Origin of the sequence: Actinoplanes solisilvae, assembly GCF_003999975.1 — a bacterium.
In the GTDB taxonomy this organism is placed as follows: domain Bacteria; phylum Actinomycetota; class Actinomycetes; order Mycobacteriales; family Micromonosporaceae; genus Actinoplanes; species Actinoplanes solisilvae.
The window spans coordinates 1-19716 of sequence record NZ_RJAC01000049.1; the positions used below are offsets into that span (position 1 = coordinate 1).

The 19716-nt window shown below is 69.1% G+C and carries 17 protein-coding genes; 13 read left to right on the forward strand and 4 right to left on the reverse strand.

The window, feature by feature from the left end; translation table 11 throughout:
* Positions 1–689 precede the first annotated feature (689 nt).
* The 12 genes from EER30_RS45460 (at position 690) to EER30_RS45510 (ending at position 15163) form a co-directional block, all read left to right on the forward strand.
* Positions 690–2354 carry an NAD(P)-binding protein gene (locus tag EER30_RS45460; protein WP_127509190.1) on the forward strand — a complete coding sequence of 555 codons (1665 nt, stop codon included), beginning with the start codon at positions 690–692 and terminating at the stop codon, positions 2352–2354.
* Complete coding sequence (gene nifJ / locus EER30_RS45465) at positions 2351–5929, forward strand: pyruvate:ferredoxin (flavodoxin) oxidoreductase (protein ID WP_127509193.1); 3579 nt, start codon at positions 2351–2353, stop codon at positions 5927–5929. Before EER30_RS45460 ends, nifJ begins: the two co-directional genes overlap by 4 nt.
* Positions 5929–6975, forward strand: coding sequence for a dihydroorotate dehydrogenase-like protein (locus EER30_RS45470; RefSeq protein ID WP_127509196.1), 1047 nt, complete (start codon positions 5929–5931; stop codon positions 6973–6975). The genes nifJ and EER30_RS45470 overlap by 1 nt, the downstream gene beginning before the upstream one ends.
* A gap of 13 nt (positions 6976–6988) precedes the next feature.
* A complete protein-coding gene (locus EER30_RS49550) occupies positions 6989–7123 on the forward strand; it encodes a hypothetical protein (protein ID WP_255437196.1) in 135 nt (44 codons plus the stop codon).
* A gap of 10 nt (positions 7124–7133) precedes the next feature.
* Positions 7134–8294 (forward strand): 4Fe-4S dicluster domain-containing protein, encoded by a 1161-nt coding sequence (locus EER30_RS45475; protein ID WP_127509199.1) that lies wholly within the window; start codon positions 7134–7136, stop codon positions 8292–8294.
* Positions 8291–8770 carry a cyclic nucleotide-binding domain-containing protein gene (locus tag EER30_RS45480; RefSeq protein ID WP_205650712.1) on the forward strand — a complete coding sequence of 160 codons (480 nt, stop codon included), beginning with the start codon at positions 8291–8293 and terminating at the stop codon, positions 8768–8770. The genes EER30_RS45475 and EER30_RS45480 overlap by 4 nt, the downstream gene beginning before the upstream one ends.
* On the forward strand, positions 8767–9624 hold the full coding sequence (locus tag EER30_RS45485) for an FAD/NAD(P)-binding protein (RefSeq protein WP_127509202.1): 858 nt from the start codon (positions 8767–8769) through the stop codon (positions 9622–9624). The genes EER30_RS45480 and EER30_RS45485 overlap by 4 nt, the downstream gene beginning before the upstream one ends.
* Positions 9624–10439, forward strand: coding sequence for an NADH-quinone oxidoreductase subunit B family protein (locus tag EER30_RS45490; protein ID WP_127509205.1), 816 nt, complete (start codon positions 9624–9626; stop codon positions 10437–10439). The genes EER30_RS45485 and EER30_RS45490 overlap by 1 nt, the downstream gene beginning before the upstream one ends.
* Positions 10436–11734, forward strand: a complete 1299-nt coding sequence (locus tag EER30_RS45495; RefSeq protein ID WP_127509208.1) for a Ni/Fe hydrogenase subunit alpha — start codon at positions 10436–10438, stop codon at positions 11732–11734. The genes EER30_RS45490 and EER30_RS45495 overlap by 4 nt, the downstream gene beginning before the upstream one ends.
* Positions 11731–12264, forward strand: coding sequence for a hydrogenase maturation protease (locus EER30_RS45500; protein WP_127509211.1), 534 nt, complete (start codon positions 11731–11733; stop codon positions 12262–12264). The genes EER30_RS45495 and EER30_RS45500 overlap by 4 nt, the downstream gene beginning before the upstream one ends.
* Before the next feature lie 270 nt (positions 12265–12534).
* Complete coding sequence (locus EER30_RS45505; protein WP_164842770.1) at positions 12535–13971, forward strand: GAF domain-containing protein; 1437 nt, start codon at positions 12535–12537, stop codon at positions 13969–13971.
* 145 nt (positions 13972–14116) lie between these two features.
* Positions 14117–15163 carry a hypothetical protein gene (locus EER30_RS45510; protein ID WP_127509216.1) on the forward strand — a complete coding sequence of 349 codons (1047 nt, stop codon included), beginning with the start codon at positions 14117–14119 and terminating at the stop codon, positions 15161–15163.
* Between the two features lie 76 nt (positions 15164–15239).
* Here EER30_RS45510 and EER30_RS45515 read toward each other — a convergent pair whose 3' ends face one another.
* The 3 genes from EER30_RS45515 to EER30_RS49275 all read right to left on the reverse strand — a co-directional run bounded on the left by EER30_RS45515 (position 15240) and on the right by EER30_RS49275 (position 18854).
* Positions 15240–17726, reverse strand: a complete 2487-nt coding sequence (locus tag EER30_RS45515; protein ID WP_164842771.1) for a putative bifunctional diguanylate cyclase/phosphodiesterase — start codon at positions 17724–17726, stop codon at positions 15240–15242.
* A 161-nt stretch (positions 17727–17887) separates the two neighbouring features.
* Positions 17888–18406, reverse strand: coding sequence for a hypothetical protein (locus tag EER30_RS45520; protein ID WP_127509231.1), 519 nt, complete (start codon positions 18404–18406; stop codon positions 17888–17890).
* A 46-nt stretch (positions 18407–18452) separates the two neighbouring features.
* Entirely contained in the window at positions 18453–18854 is a 402-nt protein-coding gene (locus EER30_RS49275) for a hypothetical protein (protein ID WP_240670739.1), read from the reverse strand.
* Between EER30_RS49275 and EER30_RS50165 the strand changes: the two genes are divergently transcribed.
* On the forward strand, positions 18765–19346 hold the full coding sequence (locus tag EER30_RS50165; protein ID WP_432417608.1) for a hypothetical protein: 582 nt from the start codon (positions 18765–18767) through the stop codon (positions 19344–19346). The two genes, EER30_RS49275 and EER30_RS50165, sit on opposite strands and share 90 nt — an antisense overlap.
* A gap of 62 nt (positions 19347–19408) precedes the next feature.
* Here EER30_RS50165 and EER30_RS45530 read toward each other — a convergent pair whose 3' ends face one another.
* Positions 19409–19633, reverse strand: coding sequence for a hypothetical protein (locus EER30_RS45530; RefSeq protein ID WP_127509237.1), 225 nt, complete (start codon positions 19631–19633; stop codon positions 19409–19411).
* Positions 19634–19716 lie beyond the last annotated feature (83 nt).

Consider the following 19716-nt stretch of genomic DNA (forward strand, 5'->3'; position numbering starts at 1 on the left):
ACGAGGACGCACAGCACTACGACGTGGAGCACCTGTCACACCCATACCCAGACCAACACATCGATCATGATCAGAGTGACGGGCATTCACTCCAAAGCATGTGCGAAGTCCAGGACTAGATCTCCCGACCCCGGCGATCTCCGACGTCACCAGCCTGAACGTGCCCGTCGGTCAAAAAGACGACCGGGGCGGATGATCTCGTCCCGCCTGTTCTTGTGAACGCCGTTCAGCCCGTCTGAACCACGTCGCCTCCGGATCACATGGGTCACCGCTGTTTCGTCGGCTTGCATTCTTGGGACCGGCAGCTGGTCTTCGGCCTGACGATCGACATCGCCCTCGTCACGGTGGCGCTATGGCAGCGCGCCTGGCTGCAGAACCTCCTGCAGCACACGTTTGACGCGTGAACCGGGACCTGTCTGATGCGGAGGCGGGCGCTCGTTGGGGGCCGTTCGGCCCTGCCTGCTCGGCCCTGCACCATACATGCTGGGGGGATGGCGCTGAGGTGGTAGCCGACAAACGATCGACGCCCCGGCAGCGCCGTCAACGTCACGGAGGTCGGCATGCCAGCTGAGGTCACCGAGACCGTTGCCCGGATCGTCGTCGGTGTCGACGGTTCGCCCGGCTGTGTGCAGCGGGCGCCGTGTCCGGTCGTAGTGGTCCCCTCTGCGGCCGTCGGAAAGTAGGCCGACATGACAACCGGTGGACCGAACGAGCCCAGGCGTGATGTCGCCGCCTTGCCCGACCTGCTGGACGGGCAGGCCGGTGCCGGTCCGGTTCGCAGCCGCCGGCCGGTCTACCTGGATCTGCTGCCGCCGTGCAACGCCGGCTGCCCGGCCGGGGAGAACATTCAGGCCTGGCTGGCGCAGATCCACGCGGGCCGACCGGAGGCGGCCTGGCGGGTGCTGGTTCAGGACAATCCGTTGCCGGCCATCCACGGGCGCGTGTGCTACCACCCCTGTGAGAGTGTCTGCAACCGCGCCGAGCTGGACAGTGCTGTGTCGATCCACGGGGTCGAGCGGTTCCTAGGCGACCTCGCCCTGGAACGCGGGTGGTGCTTCGACCCGCCGGCCGCGCCGAGTGGACGCCGGGTGCTCGTTGTCGGCGGTGGGCCGAGCGGCCTGTCCGCCGCGTATCATCTGGCGCGTCTCGGGCACGCCGTCGAGATCCGCGACGCGAGCGATGAGCCCGGCGGGATGATGCGGTACGGCATTCCGGCGTATCGGCTGCCGCGTGACGTGCTGGCCGGCGAGATCGACCGGATCGCCGCGCTCGGGGTGCGGATCACCTGCGGGCACCAGGTCACCGACCTGGCCGCGGAGCAACGCGACGGCGGGTTCGACGCCGTGTTCGTCGCGGTCGGCGCACACCTGTCGAAACGGGTCGACATCCCGGCCCGCGAGGCCGGAAGGATCGTCGACGCGGTGTCGTTCCTGCACAGCGTCGCCTCCGGGGAGCGGCCGGAGATCGGCCGGAGGGTGGCGGTCTACGGCGGCGGGAACACCGCGATGGACGCCGCACGGGTGGCGCGGCGATTGGGTGCGGAGGAGGCGCTGATTGTTTATCGACGTACCCGCGGGCAGATGCCGGCACACCCCGAAGAGGCCGAGGACGCTGAGCGTGAAGGGGTCCGGATCAACTGGTTACGGACGATCGCCGCGGTCGACGGCCCCGAGTTGACCGTCGAGGTGATGGAGTTGGACCGGTCCGGGCGGCCGCGGGGCACTGGCCGGTTCGAGACGCTGGCCGCGGACACCGTGATCCTGGCTCTGGGGCAGACCACCGATGCCGGTTTCCTGCACCGGGTGCCCGGGGTCGATTTCACCGCGGACGGCACCGTGGTGGTGTCACCGTCGCTGATGACCGGCTGCCCGGGCGTGTTCGCCGGTGGAGACATGGTGCCCAGCGAGCGGACGGTGACCGTTGGTGTCGGACACGGCAAGAAGGCCGCCCGGCACATCGACGCCTACCTGCGCCGGGCGGTGGTGACCCGGCCGGCCAAGCACGACGTGGTTACGTTCGACCGCCTGCATCCCTGGTATTTCGGTGCCGCTCCCCGTCGTGACCAGGTCGAGCTCGAACCGGCCGCGCGGATCGCCGACTTCACGGAGGTGGTCGGCGGCCTGGACGGCGAGCAGGCGACCTATGAGGCTGGTCGATGCCTGTCGTGCGGCAACTGCTTCGAATGCGACGGTTGCCTGGGCGCCTGCCCGGAGACCGCGATCATCAAGCTCGGTGCCGGCAACCGGTACCGGATCGACCTTGACCGCTGCACCGGCTGCGCCGAGTGTCACGACCAGTGCCCGGTCCACGCGATCGAGATGGTCCCGGAGCAGCAGGGGGTGGCAGATCAGTGACCCGGACGACGATCGACGGCAACGAGGCCGCGGTGTCGGTGGCCTACCGGCTCAACGAGGTGTGCTGCATCTATCCCATCACCCCGTCCTCGGCGATGGCGGAGCTGGCCGACGAATGGTCCAACGCGCGGCGGACCAACGTGTGGGGCACGGTGCCGACCGTGGTGGAGATGCAGAGCGAGGGGGGTGCGGCCGGCGCAGTGCACGGCGCGCTGCAGAGCGGCGCGCTGACCACCACGTTCACTGCCTCGCAAGGCCTGCTGCTGATGATCCCGAACCTGTACAAGATCGCCGGTGAGCTGAACCCGGCGGTGCTGCATGTGGCGGCCCGCTCGCTCGCGGCACAGGGTCTTTCGATCTTCGGTGACCACTCCGACGTGATGGCGGTCCGGGCGACCGGGTTCGCGTTGCTGGCCTCCGCGTCGGTGCAAGAGGCACACGACCTGGCGTTGGTGGCGCAGGCCGCCAGCTTGCGGACTCGGGTGCCGTTCATACATTTCTTTGACGGCTTTCGCACGTCTCATGAGCTCAACACCGTCGAGCTGCTCTCCGACGACGACCTGCGTGCCCTGGTGCCGGTGAACCTGGTTCGGGCGCACCGCGGCCGGGCGCTGTCGCCGGAACGGCCGTTCATCCGCGGCACCGCGCAGAACCCGGACGTGTACTTCCAGGGACGCGAAACGGTCAATCCGTTCTACGCGACGGTGCCCGACGCGGTGGCCGAGGCGATGCGGGAGCTGCACGCGCGAACCGGGCGCCGGTACGGCGTCGTCGACTACATCGGGGACCACGACGCGGAACGGGTCCTGGTACTGATGGGTTCTGGCGCGCAAACCGTCCAGGAAACCGTGGCCCACCTGCGGGCGAAAGGCGACAAGGTCGGTGTGCTGCAGGTGCGGTTGTACCGGCCGTTCCCGGCGGCGGCGATGCTGGCCGCCTTGCCGGCGAGCGTGCGCCGGATCGCGGTGCTCGACCGGACGAAGGAGCCCGGTTCACTCGGCGAACCGTTGTTCCTCGACGTGGTGACTGCGCTCGCCGAAGCGCATTCGGCCGGTGACCGGCCGACGCTGCCCTTGATCATCGGTGGCCGCTACGGCCTGGGCTCGAAGGAGTTCACCCCGGCCATGGCCGCCGGGGTCTTCGCGGAACTGGCCCGCGCCCGCCCCCGATCCCGGTTCACCATCGGGATCATCGATGACGTCAGCGGCACCAGCCTGCCCTACGATCGCGAGCTCGACATCGAATCCCCGCAGACGGTGCGCGCGGTCTTCTTCGGCCTCGGCGCGGACGGCACGGTCGGCGCCAACAAGAACACAATCAAGATCATCGGTACGGATCCGGGCCGGCACGCGCAGGGCTATTTCGTGTACGACTCGAAGAAGTCCGGCTCACAGACCGTGTCCCACCTGCGTTTCGGCCCCGAGCCGATCCGGGCGCCGTACCTCATCGCCCAGGCCGGGTTCGTCGGTTGTCACCACATCGGCCTGCTGGAACGGGTCGATGTCCTGGACCGGGCCGCGCCCGGCGCGACCCTGCTGCTCAACTGCGCCGATCCGGCAGCCGACGTCTGGGCGCGTCTGCCACGCCCGGTGCAGGAGCAGATCCTGGCCAAGGCCATCGACATCTTCACCATCGACGCGGACAGGGTCGCCACCGAGGCCGGCATCCCCGGACGCACCAACACCGTGCTGCAGACCTGCTTCTTCGCCATCTCCGGCGTGCTGCCACGCGACGAGGCGATCAACGCGATCAAGGCCTCGATCACCAAGACGTACGGCCGGCGCGGCGCCGACGTCGTCGCCCGCAACCACGCCGCGGTCGACCGGGCCCTGGCCGCGCTGCACCAGGTCACAGTGCCCGGCAAGGTCACCGCCACCCGTGGGCGGCCGCCGACCGTGCCGGCCGGCGCGCCGCCGTTCGTCCGGGACGTCACCGCGGTCATGATGGCCGGCCACGGCGATGACCTGCCAGTCAGCGCGATGCCGGTCGACGGCACCTATCCGAGCGGCACGACGGCGTTCGAGAAACGCAACATCACGGACATGGTGGCGCTGTGGGATCCTGGCCTGTGCATCCAGTGCGGCAATTGCGGTTTTGTCTGCCCGCACAGCGTCATCCGGTCGAAGTTCTACGACCAGAGCCGGCTGGAGCCGGCACCGGCCGGCTTCCCGTCGATGCCGCTGGAGGTTCGAGGCCTTCCGGACACGTCCTACACGCTGGCGGTCTACCTCGAGGACTGCACCGGTTGCGGCCTGTGTGTGGAGGCCTGCCCGTCGCAGGCGCCCACCGAGCCCGCCCGTAAGGCCATCAATCTCGCGCCCCGGCAGCCACAGTTGGAGGCCGGTCGCGAGAACCTGGCGTTCTTCGAGAAACTGCCGGTCAACGACCGCTCCAGTGTCGACTTCGGCACAGTGCGCGGCACCCAGTTCCTGCTGCCGTTGTTCGAGTTCTCCGGCGCCTGCGCGGGTTGCGGCGAGACACCGTACCTCAAGCTGTTGTCGCAACTGTTCGGCGATCGGCTGATCGTCGCCAACGCTACCGGCTGTTCCTCGATCTACGGCGGGAACCTGCCCACCACCCCCTGGACCACCGACGCCCACGGACGCGGGCCGGCCTGGTCCAACTCGCTGTTCGAGGACAACGCCGAGTTCGGGCTCGGTTTCCGGCTGGCCGCCGACCTGCATCTGCGCCTGGCCCACCAGCGGCTGACCGGGCTGCGCGACGTGGTCGGCATCGACCTGGTGAACGCGCTCATCAGCGCGCCGCAACGTCGCGAGTCAGAATTCGCCGCTCAACGCGAACGCGTCGCGCGGCTGCGAGGTCGGCTGGCCTGCTTGGAGCAGTCCGATCCGGTGGTCGCCGACCTGCTCAGTGTGATCGACCACCTGGTCCGCCGCAGTGTCTGGCTGGTCGGCGGCGACGGTTGGGCCTACGACATCGGGTCCGGTGGGCTCGACCACGTCCTGGCCACCGGCCGCAACGTCAACGTCCTGGTCCTCGACACCGAGGTCTACTCCAACACCGGGGGCCAGATGTCGAAGGCCACGCCGTTGGGCGCGGTCGCCAAGTTCGCCGCTGCCGGCAAGACCACAGCGAAGAAGGACCTCGCCCTTCAGGCCATCGCCTATGGCAACGTCTACGTCGCCCGCGTCGCGATGGGCGCCGATCCGCAGCAGACCCTGCGGGCCTTCCGGGAAGCCGAAGCCTACGACGGGCCGTCACTGATCATCGCGTACAGCCACTGCATCGCCCACGGCATCGAGATGCGCACCGGGATGGACCAGCAGTACCGAGCCGTCGCCAGCGGATACTGGCCCTTGATCCGCTACGACCCGATGCTGCGCGCGGCGGGCCGCAACCCGTTCCTTCTCGACTCGCCACGGGCCCGCATCCCACTGTCCGATTACACCCAGCGCGAGCTGCGCTATCGCCTGCTGGCCAAATCCGACCCGGTCGAGGCGGACCGGTTGCACGCCCTGGCTCAGGAGGCGGTGGACCAGCGCTGGCAGGTGTACGAGGAGATGGCCGCGCGGGGCGCCGAACGGTTCCCCGCCGACGCGAGCAGGGCCGGCTGATGGACCTCGGCACCGATTACCTCGGCCTGCGGCTGCGTAACCCGCTGGTCGCGTCCGCCTCGCCACTCTCGCGGAGCGTCGCCGGCGTCCAACGGCTCGCCGACGCGGGCATCGGCGCGGTCGTGCTGCCGTCGCTGTTCGAGGAACAACTGCGCTGGGAAGCCGACCGTGACGCCCAGTTGGCCGATGCCGGTATCGACAGTTTCGCCGAATCGCTCACCTACCTACCGCCCGCCGCCGATGTCGAGGTCGGTTCGCGAGAGTATCTGAGCCTGCTCAGCCGCGCTGTCGCAGCGGTCGACATCCCCGTGATCGCCAGCCTCAACGGCGTCACCGCGACAGGTTGGGTCGACCATGCGGCCGCGATGCAGGACGCCGGCGCGGCCGCGATCGAGCTCAACATCTACTACCTGCCCGGCAGCCCGGAGATCGGTGGCCTCGAGGTTGAACAACGCCACCTCGACATCCTCACCCGGGTCAAATCAGTCGTGAGCCTCCCAGTCGCCGTGAAAATCAGCCCGTACTTCAGCTCCACCGGGGAGATCGCACGCCGCCTCTCCGAAGCTGGCGCGGACGGCCTCGTGCTGTTCAACCGCTTCATGCAGCCCGACATCGACCCGGAGACCCTCGCCGTGACCACCGGTGTGCAGCTGTCCAGCCGAGCCGAGGCACGGATGCCTCGCTCCTGGATCGCGATGCTGCGCAACCGGGTGACGGCCTCGCTGGCGGCCACCACCGGGGTCGAGGATGCCGGCGACGTAGCGGCGTACCTGCTGGCCGGCGCCGACGTCGTCATGACCGCCTCGGCGCTGCTTCGCCACGGCCCCGAGCACGCACGGGTGCTGCTCGACGACCTGAGCGCGTGGATGGGCCGAAAGGGATTCACCGCGGTGGGCCAGGTCCGTGGCAGGCTGAGCCTCCCGTACACCGTGGACGGTCCGGCATACGAACGCGCCGGCTATCTGGCGGCGATACAACAGGCGACCAGCCGCTTCGGAACGATCCGTACGGCGGGCACGCCAAGTCCATGGTCGCAGGACTCATAGTGAAGGAGCCGTCATGTCCGAGAAGTCTCCGCGGAAGGGACACGAGAAGAAGAGAGGCAAGACGCTGAAAGAAAAGCAGCACGCGAAGAAGGTGAACCGGCTCCTGCAGGCGGGCCGGGTGTCAGCTATTTCGGCTACGGGTCATTGAGGGCCGCGTCATGCCGCTGGAGAGGCACGAAGGCTCGACGCCGCCCGTGATAATCGGTGCGGCGGCGCTGGCCGAGTTGTTCGAAGCCCTGCACAAGCGCGGTTACACGGTCGTCGGGCCCACCGCCCGTGACGGGGCGATCATGCTGGCCGAACTGTCGTCCGCCGCTGAACTGCCGTATGGCTGGGGCGTCGAGACCGAAGCGGGCCGATATCGGCTGCGTGCCCGCGGCGACAGGGCGGCGTTCGGCCATTCGGCCGGACCACAGTCGTGGAAGGACATCCTGCGGCCGGCCCACGAGAAACAGTGGTCGGCGGACCGCACGCCTGACGGTGTGGTGATAACCGAAGCAGTGGAACGATCCCGGTACGCGTTGCTCGGCGTCCGTCCGTGTGACATCGCGGCCATTCGCATCCTGGACCGCGTGCTGGCCGGCGGAAAGCAGCCGGACCCGCAGTACGCCGGACGCCGCGACGGCAACCTCGTGATCGCCGTGGAGTGCACGGAACCCGGCGCGACCTGCTTCTGCACGTCGATGGGGACCGGCCCGCAGGCGGACACGGGCTTCGACCTCGCCATGACCGAGCTGGTCGACGGTGGCGATCATCGGTTCGTCGTACGTGCCGGCACACCGGCCGGGGCCGAAATCCTGTCCATCCTGCCGGGACGGCCGGCCGACGACGCGACGGTGTCGCACGCCGCCGACGCCGTAGCGCGGGCCGCGTCGATGATGAGCCGGTCGATGCCGGCCGGCGGCCTGCCCGAGCTGCTGGCGGCCAGCCGCGAGTCACCCCACTGGGACGATGTGGCTTCACGTTGCCTGACCTGCGGCAACTGCACCATGGTCTGCCCCACCTGCTTCTGCAGCACGACCGAGGACGTCACCGACCTCACCGGTGACCACTCGGAACGTTGGCGGCGCTCGGATTCATGCTTCGACCTGGACTTCTCGTATCTGCACGGTGGCAGCGTGCGCACCAGTGGGCAGTCCCGCTACCGGCAGTGGATCAGTCACAAGCTCGGCACCTGGCATGAGCAGTTCGGTTCGTCCGGGTGCGTCGGCTGCGGCCGGTGCATCGCCTGGTGCCCGACCGGGATCGACATCACCCAGGAGGTGGCCGCGCTGTCGCTTCTGCAGATGACGGCGGCCCCCACGGAGGAGACGATGTGAGCGCGGATCTCACCGACCGGGTGTCGGCGCTGCCGTTCTTCGCCGGGCTGGCGCCTCGGCTGTTACGCCAACTCTGCGCCGAAGGCCGGCTCGTGCGATACCCGGCGGGAAAACGGCTGTTCGGCGAGGGCGGCGACGCGGACCGGTTCTGGCTGATCGAGGATGGCAGCGTGGCCCTGGACCTGCGGGTTCCGGGTCGGGGTGATCAGGTGATCGAGACTCTGGGCGCGGGCACGGTCGTCGGCTGGTCCTGGCTGCACCCGCCATACCGCTGGAGCTTCGGCGCGGCGACACGGTCACCCGTTCAGGCGGTGGTCTTCGCCGCCGCCGCGGTTCGTGGCCGGTGCGACACGGACCCGGCGTTCGGCTATGCGATGTTGCGCCTGTTCACGCCGGTCATCACCGAGCGCCTGCAGGCCACCCGGCTGCGGCTGCTCGACCTCTACGCCACGCCGGCGCCGGCGGGAAGATCGTGAGCGCCCGGGCGCCGGCCCTCGAAGCCGGCTCGGCGGTGCCGCAACCGTACCGGGTGATCGCCCGGCACACCGACACCGCCGACACGGTGACGCTCACCATCGAACCCGACGCCGTCCCGCTCGAACGGTTCGCGCCCGGACAGTTCGCGATGCTCACCGCGTACGGGATCGGGGAAGTGCCGATCTCGGTGAGCGCGATCGCGACGCCGGAACAGGGCCGGGCCCGACGGCTGGTGCACACACTGCGGGCAGTCGGTGCGGTGACCCGAGCGCTGCACGCCGCCCGGCCCGGCGACGTGATCGGCGCGCGCGGACCGTTCGGTACCACCTGGGATGTGGCCTCCGCAGTGGGCCACGACGTGGTGATCGTCGCTGGGGGGATCGGGCTGGCGCCGCTGCGGCCGGTCCTGCACGCGGTGCTGGCCGACCGCCCACGATACGGCCGGGTGGTGGTGCTGATCGGCGGACGCACCCCCGCCGATCTGCTCTACCGCGAAGAGATGGCGAAGATCTCCGCCGCCGGTGCGGAGGTGGCGGTGATCGTCGACCAGCCGGCAGACGGCTGGACCGGTCAGGTCGGTGTCGTGACCACCCTGATCCCGCCGGCCCACTTCGACCCGGACCGGACCGTGGCGTTCGTCTGCGGCCCGGAGATCATGATGCGGTTCACCGCGCAGGCGCTGATCGCCCGTGGCGTCCCGGCCCCGCGGGTGCGGGTTTCGCTGGAGCGCAACATGCGGTGCGGGGTGGGCTGGTGCGGGCACTGCCAACTCGGCCCGTTGCTGGTCTGCCGCGACGGCCCGGTGATCGACTACGCGCACTCCGAGCCGCTGATCTCGGTGCGGGAGCTGTGATGACCAGCCCCGGACCCACCCTGGCCGTGTGGAAATTCGCCTCCTGCGACGGCTGCCAGCTGACCCTGCTCGACTGCGAGGACGAACTGCTCGCGGTCGCCGACCGGGTGCACATCGCCCACTTCCTCGAGGCCAGCCGCACCATCGAACCCGGCCCCTACGACGTATCCCTGGTGGAAGGCTCGATCACCACGGCCGCCGACGTGGAACGCATCCACCGGGTCCGCGAGCTGTCCGGCGCCGTCGTGACGATCGGTGCCTGCGCCACCGCCGGCGGCGTCCAGGCGCTGCGCAACTTCGCCGACATCGACGAGTTCACCGCACTGGTCTACGCCCGGCCCGACTACATCTCCACCCTCGCCACCTCCACCCCGATCGCCGCGCACATCGACGTCGACTACGAACTGCACGGCTGCCCGATCGACCGCCGGCAACTACTGGAAGTCATCACGGCACTGCTGGTCGGCCGCAAGCCGAACATCCCCGCGCACAGCGTCTGCTTCGAATGCAAACAACGCCACAACGTCTGCGTCGTGATCGCCCACGGCACCCCCTGCCTGGGACCGGTCACCCGCGCCGGCTGCGGCGCGTTGTGCCCGGCGCACCACCGGGGCTGCTACGGCTGCTTCGGCCCGATGGAAACCCCCAACGCCGCCGCGCAGGCCGGTTTGCTGCGGGCCACCGGTATGTCCGAGGACGACGTGGTACGCGCCTACCGCACCTTCAACACCTCGGCGTTCATCGACCTGTCGCAGGTCACCGTCGGACCGCCGCCCGCAGCCGGCCCGTATGACGTCCCGGGGGAGCCGACATGACCCACCGATCCGACCGTACGCTCGACGTCCGCTCCCTGGCCCGGGTGGAAGGCGAAGGCGCGATGCACGTCCGCGTCCGCGATGGCGCGGTCGACCAGGTACGCCTGGAGATCTACGAACCGCCCCGCTTCTTCGAGGCATTGCTGCGCGGCCGCCGGCACACCGAACCCCCCGACATCACCGCCCGGATCTGCGGGATCTGCCCAGTGGCGTATCAGATGAGCGCCTGCGCGGCGATCGAGGACGCCTGCGGCATCGAGGTCGGCGGTTCGATCGCGGCGCTGCGCCGCCTGCTCTACTGCGGCGAGTGGATCGAGAGCCACGTCCTGCACATCTACCTGCTGCACGCTCCCGACTTCCTCGGCTATCCCAGCGCCTTGGACTTGGCCAAGGACCACCGTGACCTCGTGGAACGCGGATTGGCCCTGAAGAAGGCCGGCAACGAGATCATGGAACTACTCGGTGGCCGGGCCATCCATCCGGTCAATGTGCGAGTTGGCGGCTTCTACCGCACGCCGTCGCCCCGGGAACTGATCCCGCTGCGCGACCGCCTACGCACAGCCCTGCACCAGGCACTCGACACCGTGCGATGGGTTGCCGGATTCGACTTTCCCGACTTCCAACACGATCACGAGTTGCTCGCCTTGACCACGCCGGGCCGGTACGCCATCGAGTCCGGCACCATCGCCACCACGAGCAGGCCCGGATTCACCCCGCAACAGTTCGAGGAGCACGTGATCGAGGAGCACGTGCCGCACTCCACCGCCCTGCACGCCCACCTCGCCGGTCGCGGCGCCTACCTGACCGGGCCGGCGGCCCGTTATACGCTGAACCGGCAGTGGCTGTCGCCGCTGGCGGCCCAGGCGGCAACCGCCGCCGGGCTGGGAGCCGACTGCCGCAACCCGTACCGCAGCATCATCGTGCGGGCGGTGGAGACGGTATACGCCGTCGAGGAGGCGCTGCGACTCATCGACGAATACGAGCCGCCGCCGCAACCGTACCTGGACGTGCCCGCGCGGGCGGCCGTCGGCTACGGCGCCACCGAGGCGCCGCGCGGCATCCTGTTCCATCGATACAGCCTGGACGCCGACGGACTGGTCACCTCGGCCCGGATCGTCCCGCCCACCTCACAGAACCAGGCCGCCATCGAGGACGACCTGCGCCGGTTCGTCGGAGCCCGGCTCGACCTCGACGACGAGCGACTAACCCGGGAATGCGAGCAGGCTATCCGCAACTACGATCCGTGTATCTCGTGCGCCACCCACTTCCTCGATCTGACCGTGGACCGGGGATGACCGCCGTGTCCGCGGCACGCCGGGTGGTGATCGGTGTCGGCAACGAGTACCGACGCGACGATGGCTTCGGCCCTCTCGTCGTCGCGGCCCTCGCCGACCGCGGCAACTGGGACCCCGGGCTGGCCGGCCTCGAACTGCGCCTCAGCGACGGCGAACCGGCCCGGCTGCTGGACCTGTGGGCCGGCGCCGACCTGGCGGTGGTGGTCGACGCCGTCCATGACGGCGGCGACACACCGGGCCGTGCGTATGAGCTGGTTCTCGATGAGGTGAACGGCCTGGACGTCAACACCGCTGCCAGCTCCCACGGCATCGGTCTGGGCAGTACCGTGGCACTGGCCAGGGTCCTCGATCGGTTACCCAACCGGCTGATGGTGATCGCCGTCTCCGGCCGCGAGTTCGGCTTCGGCGTCGAGCTCACCCCGCAGGTGGCCGCCATGGTGAAGCCGGTGGCCCGTCGCGTCGCCGAGTTGCTGACCTGGGCCGGTCCGCCCGCGGACGTGCCAGGTCCGCCGCCCAGGACAGCGCCGTGACAGCAGTCGTCGGTGAGGCCGCCGCCTCCTCCGGGTGCGGGGTACGCGGGACCCGTCCTGTCTGTTGTCACGGAATGTGACATCTGAAGTTTCTTCGGTTCGGTGTGCGGACGGTAGCCGGCGTGTCGGCGGTACTATGGGGCCGTTGCCCAAGACCCCGGCGATGCCCTGGGCAAGATCCGGATCGGGCGGCTGCCCAGCGCGAACGTGACCTGTCAAACTCAGCGCGACTCGCCGGCGTCGATGCCGGTGGTCAGGGCGGTTAACGGCATGCGCAACCTTATGACCGATGACAAGCTCCAGCGTCACGCCGTATCAGGCGACCACGATCCTGCCCGAGACGTGACGTTCTCCCAGGTCGCTCGGCTAGAACTCGACGAACTCCTCGATCAGTTGCTGCTGCGGGTACGTGATGTGCAGGGCTCGCAGGGCCGGCTGCGGGGGCTGCTGCGCGCGTTCCTGGCGGTGGCGCGGGCCGACGATCTCGACAAGGTGCTGTGGCACGTGGTCGAGGCCGCGCGGGAGCTGGTCGACGCCCGCTATGCGGCTCTCGGCATGGTCAGCCGGGGACACCTGGCCCGGTTCGTGCACACCGGGATGGACACCGAGACGGTAGCCGCGGTCGGTCACCTACCCGACGGCAAGGGACTACTCGGCCTGCTGGTCGAGCATCCCCAGACGCTACGGCTGGCGAACATCGCCGAGCACCGTGCCTCGGCGGGGTTCCCCGAGCACCATCCGCCGATGCGGTCGTTCCTCGGCGTCCCGATCCAGATCAGCGGCCGGATCTTCGGCCACCTGTACCTGACCGACAAGCAAGGCGCCGCCGAGTTCACCGACGACGACGAACAACTGGTACAGGCACTGGCCACCGCGGCCGCGGCGGCGATCGAGAACGCCACCCTGCTGTCGGAGAGCCGGCGCCGGCACACCTGGCAGACGACGATGGTCGACATCAGTACCCAGCTGCTCGCCGGCACCGACACCGACGAAGTGCTGAAACAACTGGTCCACCACGCCCGGCAGACGCTGGGTGGGGTCGCCGCGAGCGTCAGCGTCCCCACCGACGACCCCGACCTGCTGCGCCTGGCCGTCACCGAAGGCGACCTTGATCAACCCCGGACCGGTGCCTTCATCCCGATGGCGGACTCGGCCGGCGGCGCCGCGATCACCGCAAGGAAAATGATTGTCATCGGTGACCCGCTCACCGATCCGCGCGCGACCGCCGACTGCCCGGTCGGCCCGATCGGCCCGATCGGCGAGACCATCGCGGTGCCGCTCATCGGCGCCGACGACAGCGTCAACGGCGCCCTCACCGTTTCCCGCGCACCGGATACCGAGCCGTTCGACCAACTCGACAAGGACCTGATCACCGCGGTCGCCGCACACGCCGGGCTGGCCCTGCACCTGAGCCAAGTCCGCGCCGACGGCGAGCAGGTGCACCTGCTCGACGACCGCGAGCGCATCGGCGAGGACCTACGCCACCACGTCATCCAACGCCTGTTCCGCCACGGACTCGAGTTGCAGTCTGCCGTGTCGCGCTCCAAAGAAGGGCCCACCCGCAGTGCGGTACAGGCCCAGATCGACGAGGTCGACGCGATCATCCGCGACGTCCGCGCCGCCGTGTTCGCCCTGCACCCCACCCAGCCCGTCCTCGACAACGACCCGCCACCGGTTCATCACCCGGTCGGCGCGTCCCGACCCTGAAACAGGCCGCTCGGCATCGACACCCGCGGCCTCGCCCCTGCCTCCGCGGCGCGCGACCAGCGCACCGAACGACCCGGACGGGAAGAGAGAGTCATCGGGGTGGAGGCATGGTGTCAGCGATTGGCTCGGCGCTACGATTCGAGACATGGGCGCGCCTGAGCTCCAAGCACAACGGCGCAGTGCGTCCGAGCTGTTGATCGAGCAGTTGGCTGATTCGAAGGATCCGGCCGTCGCCTACAGATCGAGCCTCCTGGCCGGTCTGGATCCCAACTCGGCGCAAGCCCGATCGATGCGGGAGCGCATCCCCAGCTCTCCGCTTGCCCAGGCCTTGCTGCGGGTGTTCGAGCAGGACGCCAGGACGCTGCACCATACATACCGCAAGTGGCAAGGCCCGCACTGGACGCTGACCTGCCTGGCCATGATCGACTACCCGGCCGGCGACCAGCGGCTGCGACCGCTGGTGTGCCAGGTCCACGACTGGCTCTTCTCGGAACACTTCCTCCAGCCGCAAATGACGACCGTCTTTCCCGGTCAGGAGGACCGGGTGCGGCATTGCGCGTCCATGGACGGCAACGCGATTTGGTACGCCGTCCGGCTCGGGCTGGAGGAGGACCGCACCCGCGATGCGGTGGACCGGCTGATCGGCTGGCAATGGCCCGACGGCGGCTGGAACTGCGACAAGCGCCCCGAGGCCGCCCACTCTTCCTTCCAGGAGTCGCTGATCCCCGCACGCGGGCTGTGGGCGTACGGGCGCGCCCACGACTACGCGCCTGCTCTCGAGGCGGCGCTGCGGGTGGCTGACCTGACGCTGCCGCGGCGCCTGCTGTGGCATCGCTCCGATGGCAGCTTGATCGTGCCCGACTGGGCCGGCAAGCCGGGTCCGGACCGGATCCACTACCCGATCCAGTTCTTCGACGTGCTGTTCGCGCTGCAGGTGATGGCCGACCTCGGGCGCCTCGGCGATCCGCGCTGCACCGACGCGCTGGCGCTTCTGGAATCCAAGTGGCTGCCGGGCGGAGGCTTCCCTCTCGAGGCGCCGAACACGGTCACCGCCGATCACGTGGTAAGCCGTGGCAGCTATGCCGACTGGGGACCCTCCAGGATGCGGCGCTGCAATCCCCTGGTCACACTTGCCGCGCTGGCCGTGCTGCGCGCCAAGACCGAGGGTCACCAGGCTTCCCCCGCAGCATGACCAGCCTGAGTTGCCGCGCCTTGCCTACCTCCGGCGATCGCGAAAGGCGCAGCCGGACGCTGAGGGCGCCCCGCACTCAGGTCCGGATCGGCTGTGGCCGGCTCACGAGGTTGCGGGCCTCGTCGGCCGACATCGGCCGGCCGAACCAGAAGCCCTGGACGAGCACGCATCCGAGCCGCCGGAGCTGGTCGAGTTGGTCGGCCGTCTCGACGCCCTCCGCCACGACCTGCAACTCCAGGGCTCGAGCCAGGCTGAGGATCATGCCGACGATCGCCTCGTCCTCGCGGTCACATCCGATGCCGGCCACGAACGACCGGTCGACCTTCAACGTCTCCACCGGGAACCGGCGCAGATAGGTCAGCGAGGAATAACCGGTGCCGAAGTCGTCGACGGCGAGGTGCACGCCGAGGGCGCGCATGGCGCGGAACGTCTCAGCCGCCGCATCCGTGTCCGCCATGATGCTGGTCTCAGTGATCTCCAGCCACAGCCGGTCCGGATCCAGGCCGCAGTCGTCGAGGATCGTGACGACCGTCGGGACGAACGACGGGTGCACGAGCTGGGCGCTGGCCACGTTGACGGTCACGCGTGGCGCGGAACCGTCAGGGCACAGCTTCGACCAGCGCACCGCCTCGGCACAGGCCCGCGCCAGGATGGCGGCGCCGACCGGCACGATCAACCCGACCTCCTCGGCCACTTCGATGAACTCGGCCGGCCCGAGCAGTCCGCGTGTCGGGTGCTGCCAACGAGCCAATGCCTCGAAGCCGTAGATCGTCGTGGTCTCGACGTTCACGATGGGCTGGAAGTACGGCACTATCTCTCCGCGCTCAACCGCGTACCGCAGCTCTTCCTGCGTCTGCAACCGGCGTTCGACCGCGGTTCGCAGCGCGTCGTCGAAGGTTTCCACCCGTCCGCGACCGAGTTGCTTCGCCCGATACATGGCCACGTCGGCGTCGCACACCAGATCAGCCGCGGTCTGTCCGGGCTGTTGACCGGCGTACGAGACGCCCACGCTGGCACCGACGCTGACCGTGTGGCCCCCGGCCGCCGTGATCGGCCGGCTCAGCTCCGCCACCACCGCCTCGCCGATCCGCACCGCGTCGGCCGGGCTCTCCAGCCCTTCACACAGCATGAGGAACTCGTCCCCGCCGAGGCGGGCGGCGGTGTCGCCGTCACGCAGCAGTGCCGTCAACCGCCCGGCAATCACGCCGAGCACCTCGTCGCCGACGTGATGGCCGTACGAGTCGTTGATGGGTTTGAAGCGGTCCAGGTCGATCAGCAGTACGGCCACCTGTTCCTCGCCGCGCGGAGTGCGTGCCAATATCCGCGCGATGCGGTCGAGGGCGACGGCCCGGTTCGGCAGCCCGGTGAGGGCGTCGTGGGAAGCTTGCCGAGCCAGGCGGTCCGTGACGGTCTTGGTCTCCGCCACCGTCCGGTTGAGCGCCCGGGCGACGAAACTCAGCTCGTCGTGCGTATCGACTGAGACGCACCGGGTAAGGTCCCCGGCGGCGACCGCGTGCAACGCGTCCACGATGCGCCGGATCGGTGGCACCACCGAGAAGTAGAAACCCCCGAAGAGGTAGAGCGCGAGCAGTGCCGCCAGCCCCGCGGTCAGCTCGATCCGGTGGGCGCGGCCGGCGAATCCTTCGATACGGACCTGCAGCAATCGGTCCAGCGACAGCGCGATCTGCACGGCCTGCTCAGCGGCGGCGACCCGCACCGCTTCGGCTGCGGCGACGCGCACCGCGTCCGGCTGCCGGTTCTTGACCGCGGCGGTCACGGTGACGGCGAGAGCCGCCGTCACGTTGTCCAGTTGCCGGAAGCCGCTGACGGTCCGCTCACGCGCGTCCGCGTCGGCGGTCGTCGCGGCAAAGGTCGCCACGGAGCGGGTGATGGTCTCCCGCGTCGTCCGGATCACGCCGTTGGTGAACCCGAGCTCGATCAACGCGTCGGTCCGGGCGGCCGCCGGCCGCGCCGAAGCCATCGTGGCCAGGTCCGCGCTGCGCCCGGCGGCGTCCAACAGCACGGGTAGCCGGAACTGCAACGTGTCCATCAGATAGTAGGTGTCCAGGTCGGGGTCGAGCGTCAGATTCGACTCGTCGCCGACCTTCACGATCAGGTCGAGCAGCGCCTTCATGGCCTTGTTGCAATATTCGTAGCGGTCGGCGGCCGTACCGGTGGCGCGCTGGGCCTCGTTCATCAGCAGGCGGGTCGCCGACCACGTGCCACTCACGTCAAGCGCCGATCCCAACCGCCGGTCGACCGCGTCCACCCGCGCCATCTGATCGTCGAGCGGGACGGCGGCCGCACCGGGGACGGCAGCGGCATGACGGCTTTCGGTGAGCCGCGCCGCCAGCTCCAGCAGGGGTGTCATGTAGGAGACGCCGCTGCGTTCCTTGGCGCTGAAGCTGATCTGGTCGCGCTGCAGACCGACGTAGGCGGTCACCACGAACCCCAGGGGAATCAGCAGCACCAGCCCTGTCACCGCGAACTTGTGCGCGTACCGCAGTCGTCCTATCAGCGCCGCGGCGGGCGCGAACAGGATTCTGAACGCACGCGTGAACATCGCGCTCCTTTGCCCGCGCCAGCACAAGGCCCCCACGTGCTTATCGGCTACGGACGGGCCGAGTGAAGGACAACGGCGCCGACCGGCCGGTCTTTCCCGCCAATGCCCGTTCACGCGTGGTGAAAACCGGCGCAGCATGGCAGGGCCCCGAGCGGGCACCCTCAAGGTCCCAGTTCGTGCCGGATGTAGTCCGGGTCGGCCGGGCCGATGTCGATGCGGTTCTCGTCGAGGCCGTTGACGATCCGCAGGGAGCCGGAGGCGAAGGCGAACTCCACCGTGACCGTCCCGGCGGCCAGGTCGTGGTGCGGTGGGCGCCATTCGAGGAGTGTTACCTCGCGCAGTTCCTGGCCGACGAACGGTTCGAGGCGTTCGTGCTGGTGGGTCCAGTGCGGTGTCAGCTCGAACCATTCCCACCCGGTGATGGCGGCGGTCGTGTCGATCGTGTTCCAGCCGATGGAGAGTTCGTCGAGCTTCGTGTGGCACACCTCCGCCTGTACACCGTCGAAGTCGAGCACGACAGGGCAGTCGGCGTACCAGTCGCCGTCCTCGACGAAGCGCACCACGGCAAAGCCGGTCAGCCGCCGGCCGGCGAGGGCGGCCAGGCGTGGCCGGTGGGCCTGCTGGACGGCTTCGACGCCGACCAGGAAGGACGGCTCGAAACCGGAGATCCCCATTCTCACGGCATCGGAGTCTCCCGGATCGCGCCCCGGCCGGCCACCGGAATAGTCACCCGCCGCGGCAGTCGGGGTCGTCGGCAATCTGCAGGGCGACGATCCGCTGCGGGACGTCGAGCTCGTCGAAGAACCAGGTCAGCATCGGCCCCACGCACGAGACGGTGTCGTCGTCGCCCAGGAGCCAGACGGACGGGTGCGGTCGCGTTTCCGATGCCGGCACGGGTTCGGAGAACGGCGTCGTCAATCGTCGGCATCGGCAATTTCGTCCGACGTTTCGCGGGCAGTGCGCCGCGCTCAACCGATCGGGATACGTCGGGACCACCAGGGCCGGGCCGCAGCGGGCGCGGGGGCTCGCCTGAACGAAATCGCCCGCGAGGCCGACGCGACGAAGGGCGCCCCGTATTTCCACTTCGGGTCCAAGGCCGAGCTGGCCGCAGCCGTCGACGCCGCTCACGACGGCCGCTGCGCGCTCTGGCCCAGCGGGCCACCCCCTGGGAACTCGACGGGCTCGGCACTCTCGAGCGCGATGTCAGCCCGGCTCACCAAACGACAAGACCTGCTCGCCCACCGCGGCGGCCGTCATAGTAGACAGATTTCGCCGTCGAGGTCTGTCGTCGGCGGCCCCATCCGGTATCCGCTCCGCGCGGCCGCCTACGGTGGCCGACTGGTCACGCACAGGCTTCCGGGCCGCCGGCATCGTGGTTCCGCATCGTGCGTCCAGTTGGGCGCGACCGTTCCCAGCAAACAGGAAGCGGCAGGCTTGGCTCAAGAAAATAGGCCTCTCACCATCATGATCGTTTCCGCGATCCTTGATACAGGGCCTTCGGGCGCAAGTGAGGCCCCTGTATCAAGGACCACGAAACGATGGAGCCGAGGAGGGCCCGACTGTTCCGTGGGCGCCGCGTGCATCGCGGCGCCGAGCAAGTTCGGCAATGGATTGCCCTAGCCGCGACTCGCACCCGCCGCAGGCCCACTCCGAGTCGGCCTCCGTCTGCTTGAAATTCTCACTCAATGGCCAAACTGATCGTCGTAAGATCCGAGTATCTGCTGAATTCTCGGCAGTAGCTGCGGCCAGCGAGATCCGACCGCAGAGAGATGGGAGCGCAGCTCGCCCTTGTCCTCGTAGAGCCAGCACTCATCGAGACTCAGCGCCGCCTCCACCCGCCGGATGTCATCCGAGTGAAGCCAGCCACGACAGACCGCTACCACGTCAGTGCCGTTGTCGTCGGTCACCCATAACAGCCTATTGATGATCTCGCTCAGAGCACTGCCCGGCAGGCCAGGGGCGAGCCTCGAGATCATGCCCTCCAGTACTG

Coding starts and splice junctions, on each gene's coding strand:
- EER30_RS45460 (WP_127509190.1), top strand. CDS start 690: ATGACAACCGGTGGACCGAACGAGCCCAGGCGTGATGTCGCCGCCTTG.
- EER30_RS45470 (WP_127509196.1), top strand. CDS start 5,929: ATGGACCTCGGCACCGATTACCTCGGCCTGCGGCTGCGTAACCCGCTG.
- EER30_RS49550 (WP_255437196.1), top strand. CDS start 6,989: ATGTCCGAGAAGTCTCCGCGGAAGGGACACGAGAAGAAGAGAGGCAAG.
- EER30_RS45475 (WP_127509199.1), top strand. CDS start 7,134: ATGCCGCTGGAGAGGCACGAAGGCTCGACGCCGCCCGTGATAATCGGT.
- EER30_RS45490 (WP_127509205.1), top strand. CDS start 9,624: ATGACCAGCCCCGGACCCACCCTGGCCGTGTGGAAATTCGCCTCCTGC.
- EER30_RS45495 (WP_127509208.1), top strand. CDS start 10,436: ATGACCCACCGATCCGACCGTACGCTCGACGTCCGCTCCCTGGCCCGG.
- EER30_RS45500 (WP_127509211.1), top strand. CDS start 11,731: ATGACCGCCGTGTCCGCGGCACGCCGGGTGGTGATCGGTGTCGGCAAC.
- EER30_RS45505 (WP_164842770.1), top strand. CDS start 12,535: ATGCGCAACCTTATGACCGATGACAAGCTCCAGCGTCACGCCGTATCA.
- EER30_RS45510 (WP_127509216.1), top strand. CDS start 14,117: ATGGGCGCGCCTGAGCTCCAAGCACAACGGCGCAGTGCGTCCGAGCTG.
- EER30_RS45515 (WP_164842771.1), bottom strand. CDS start 17,726: ATGTTCACGCGTGCGTTCAGAATCCTGTTCGCGCCCGCCGCGGCGCTG.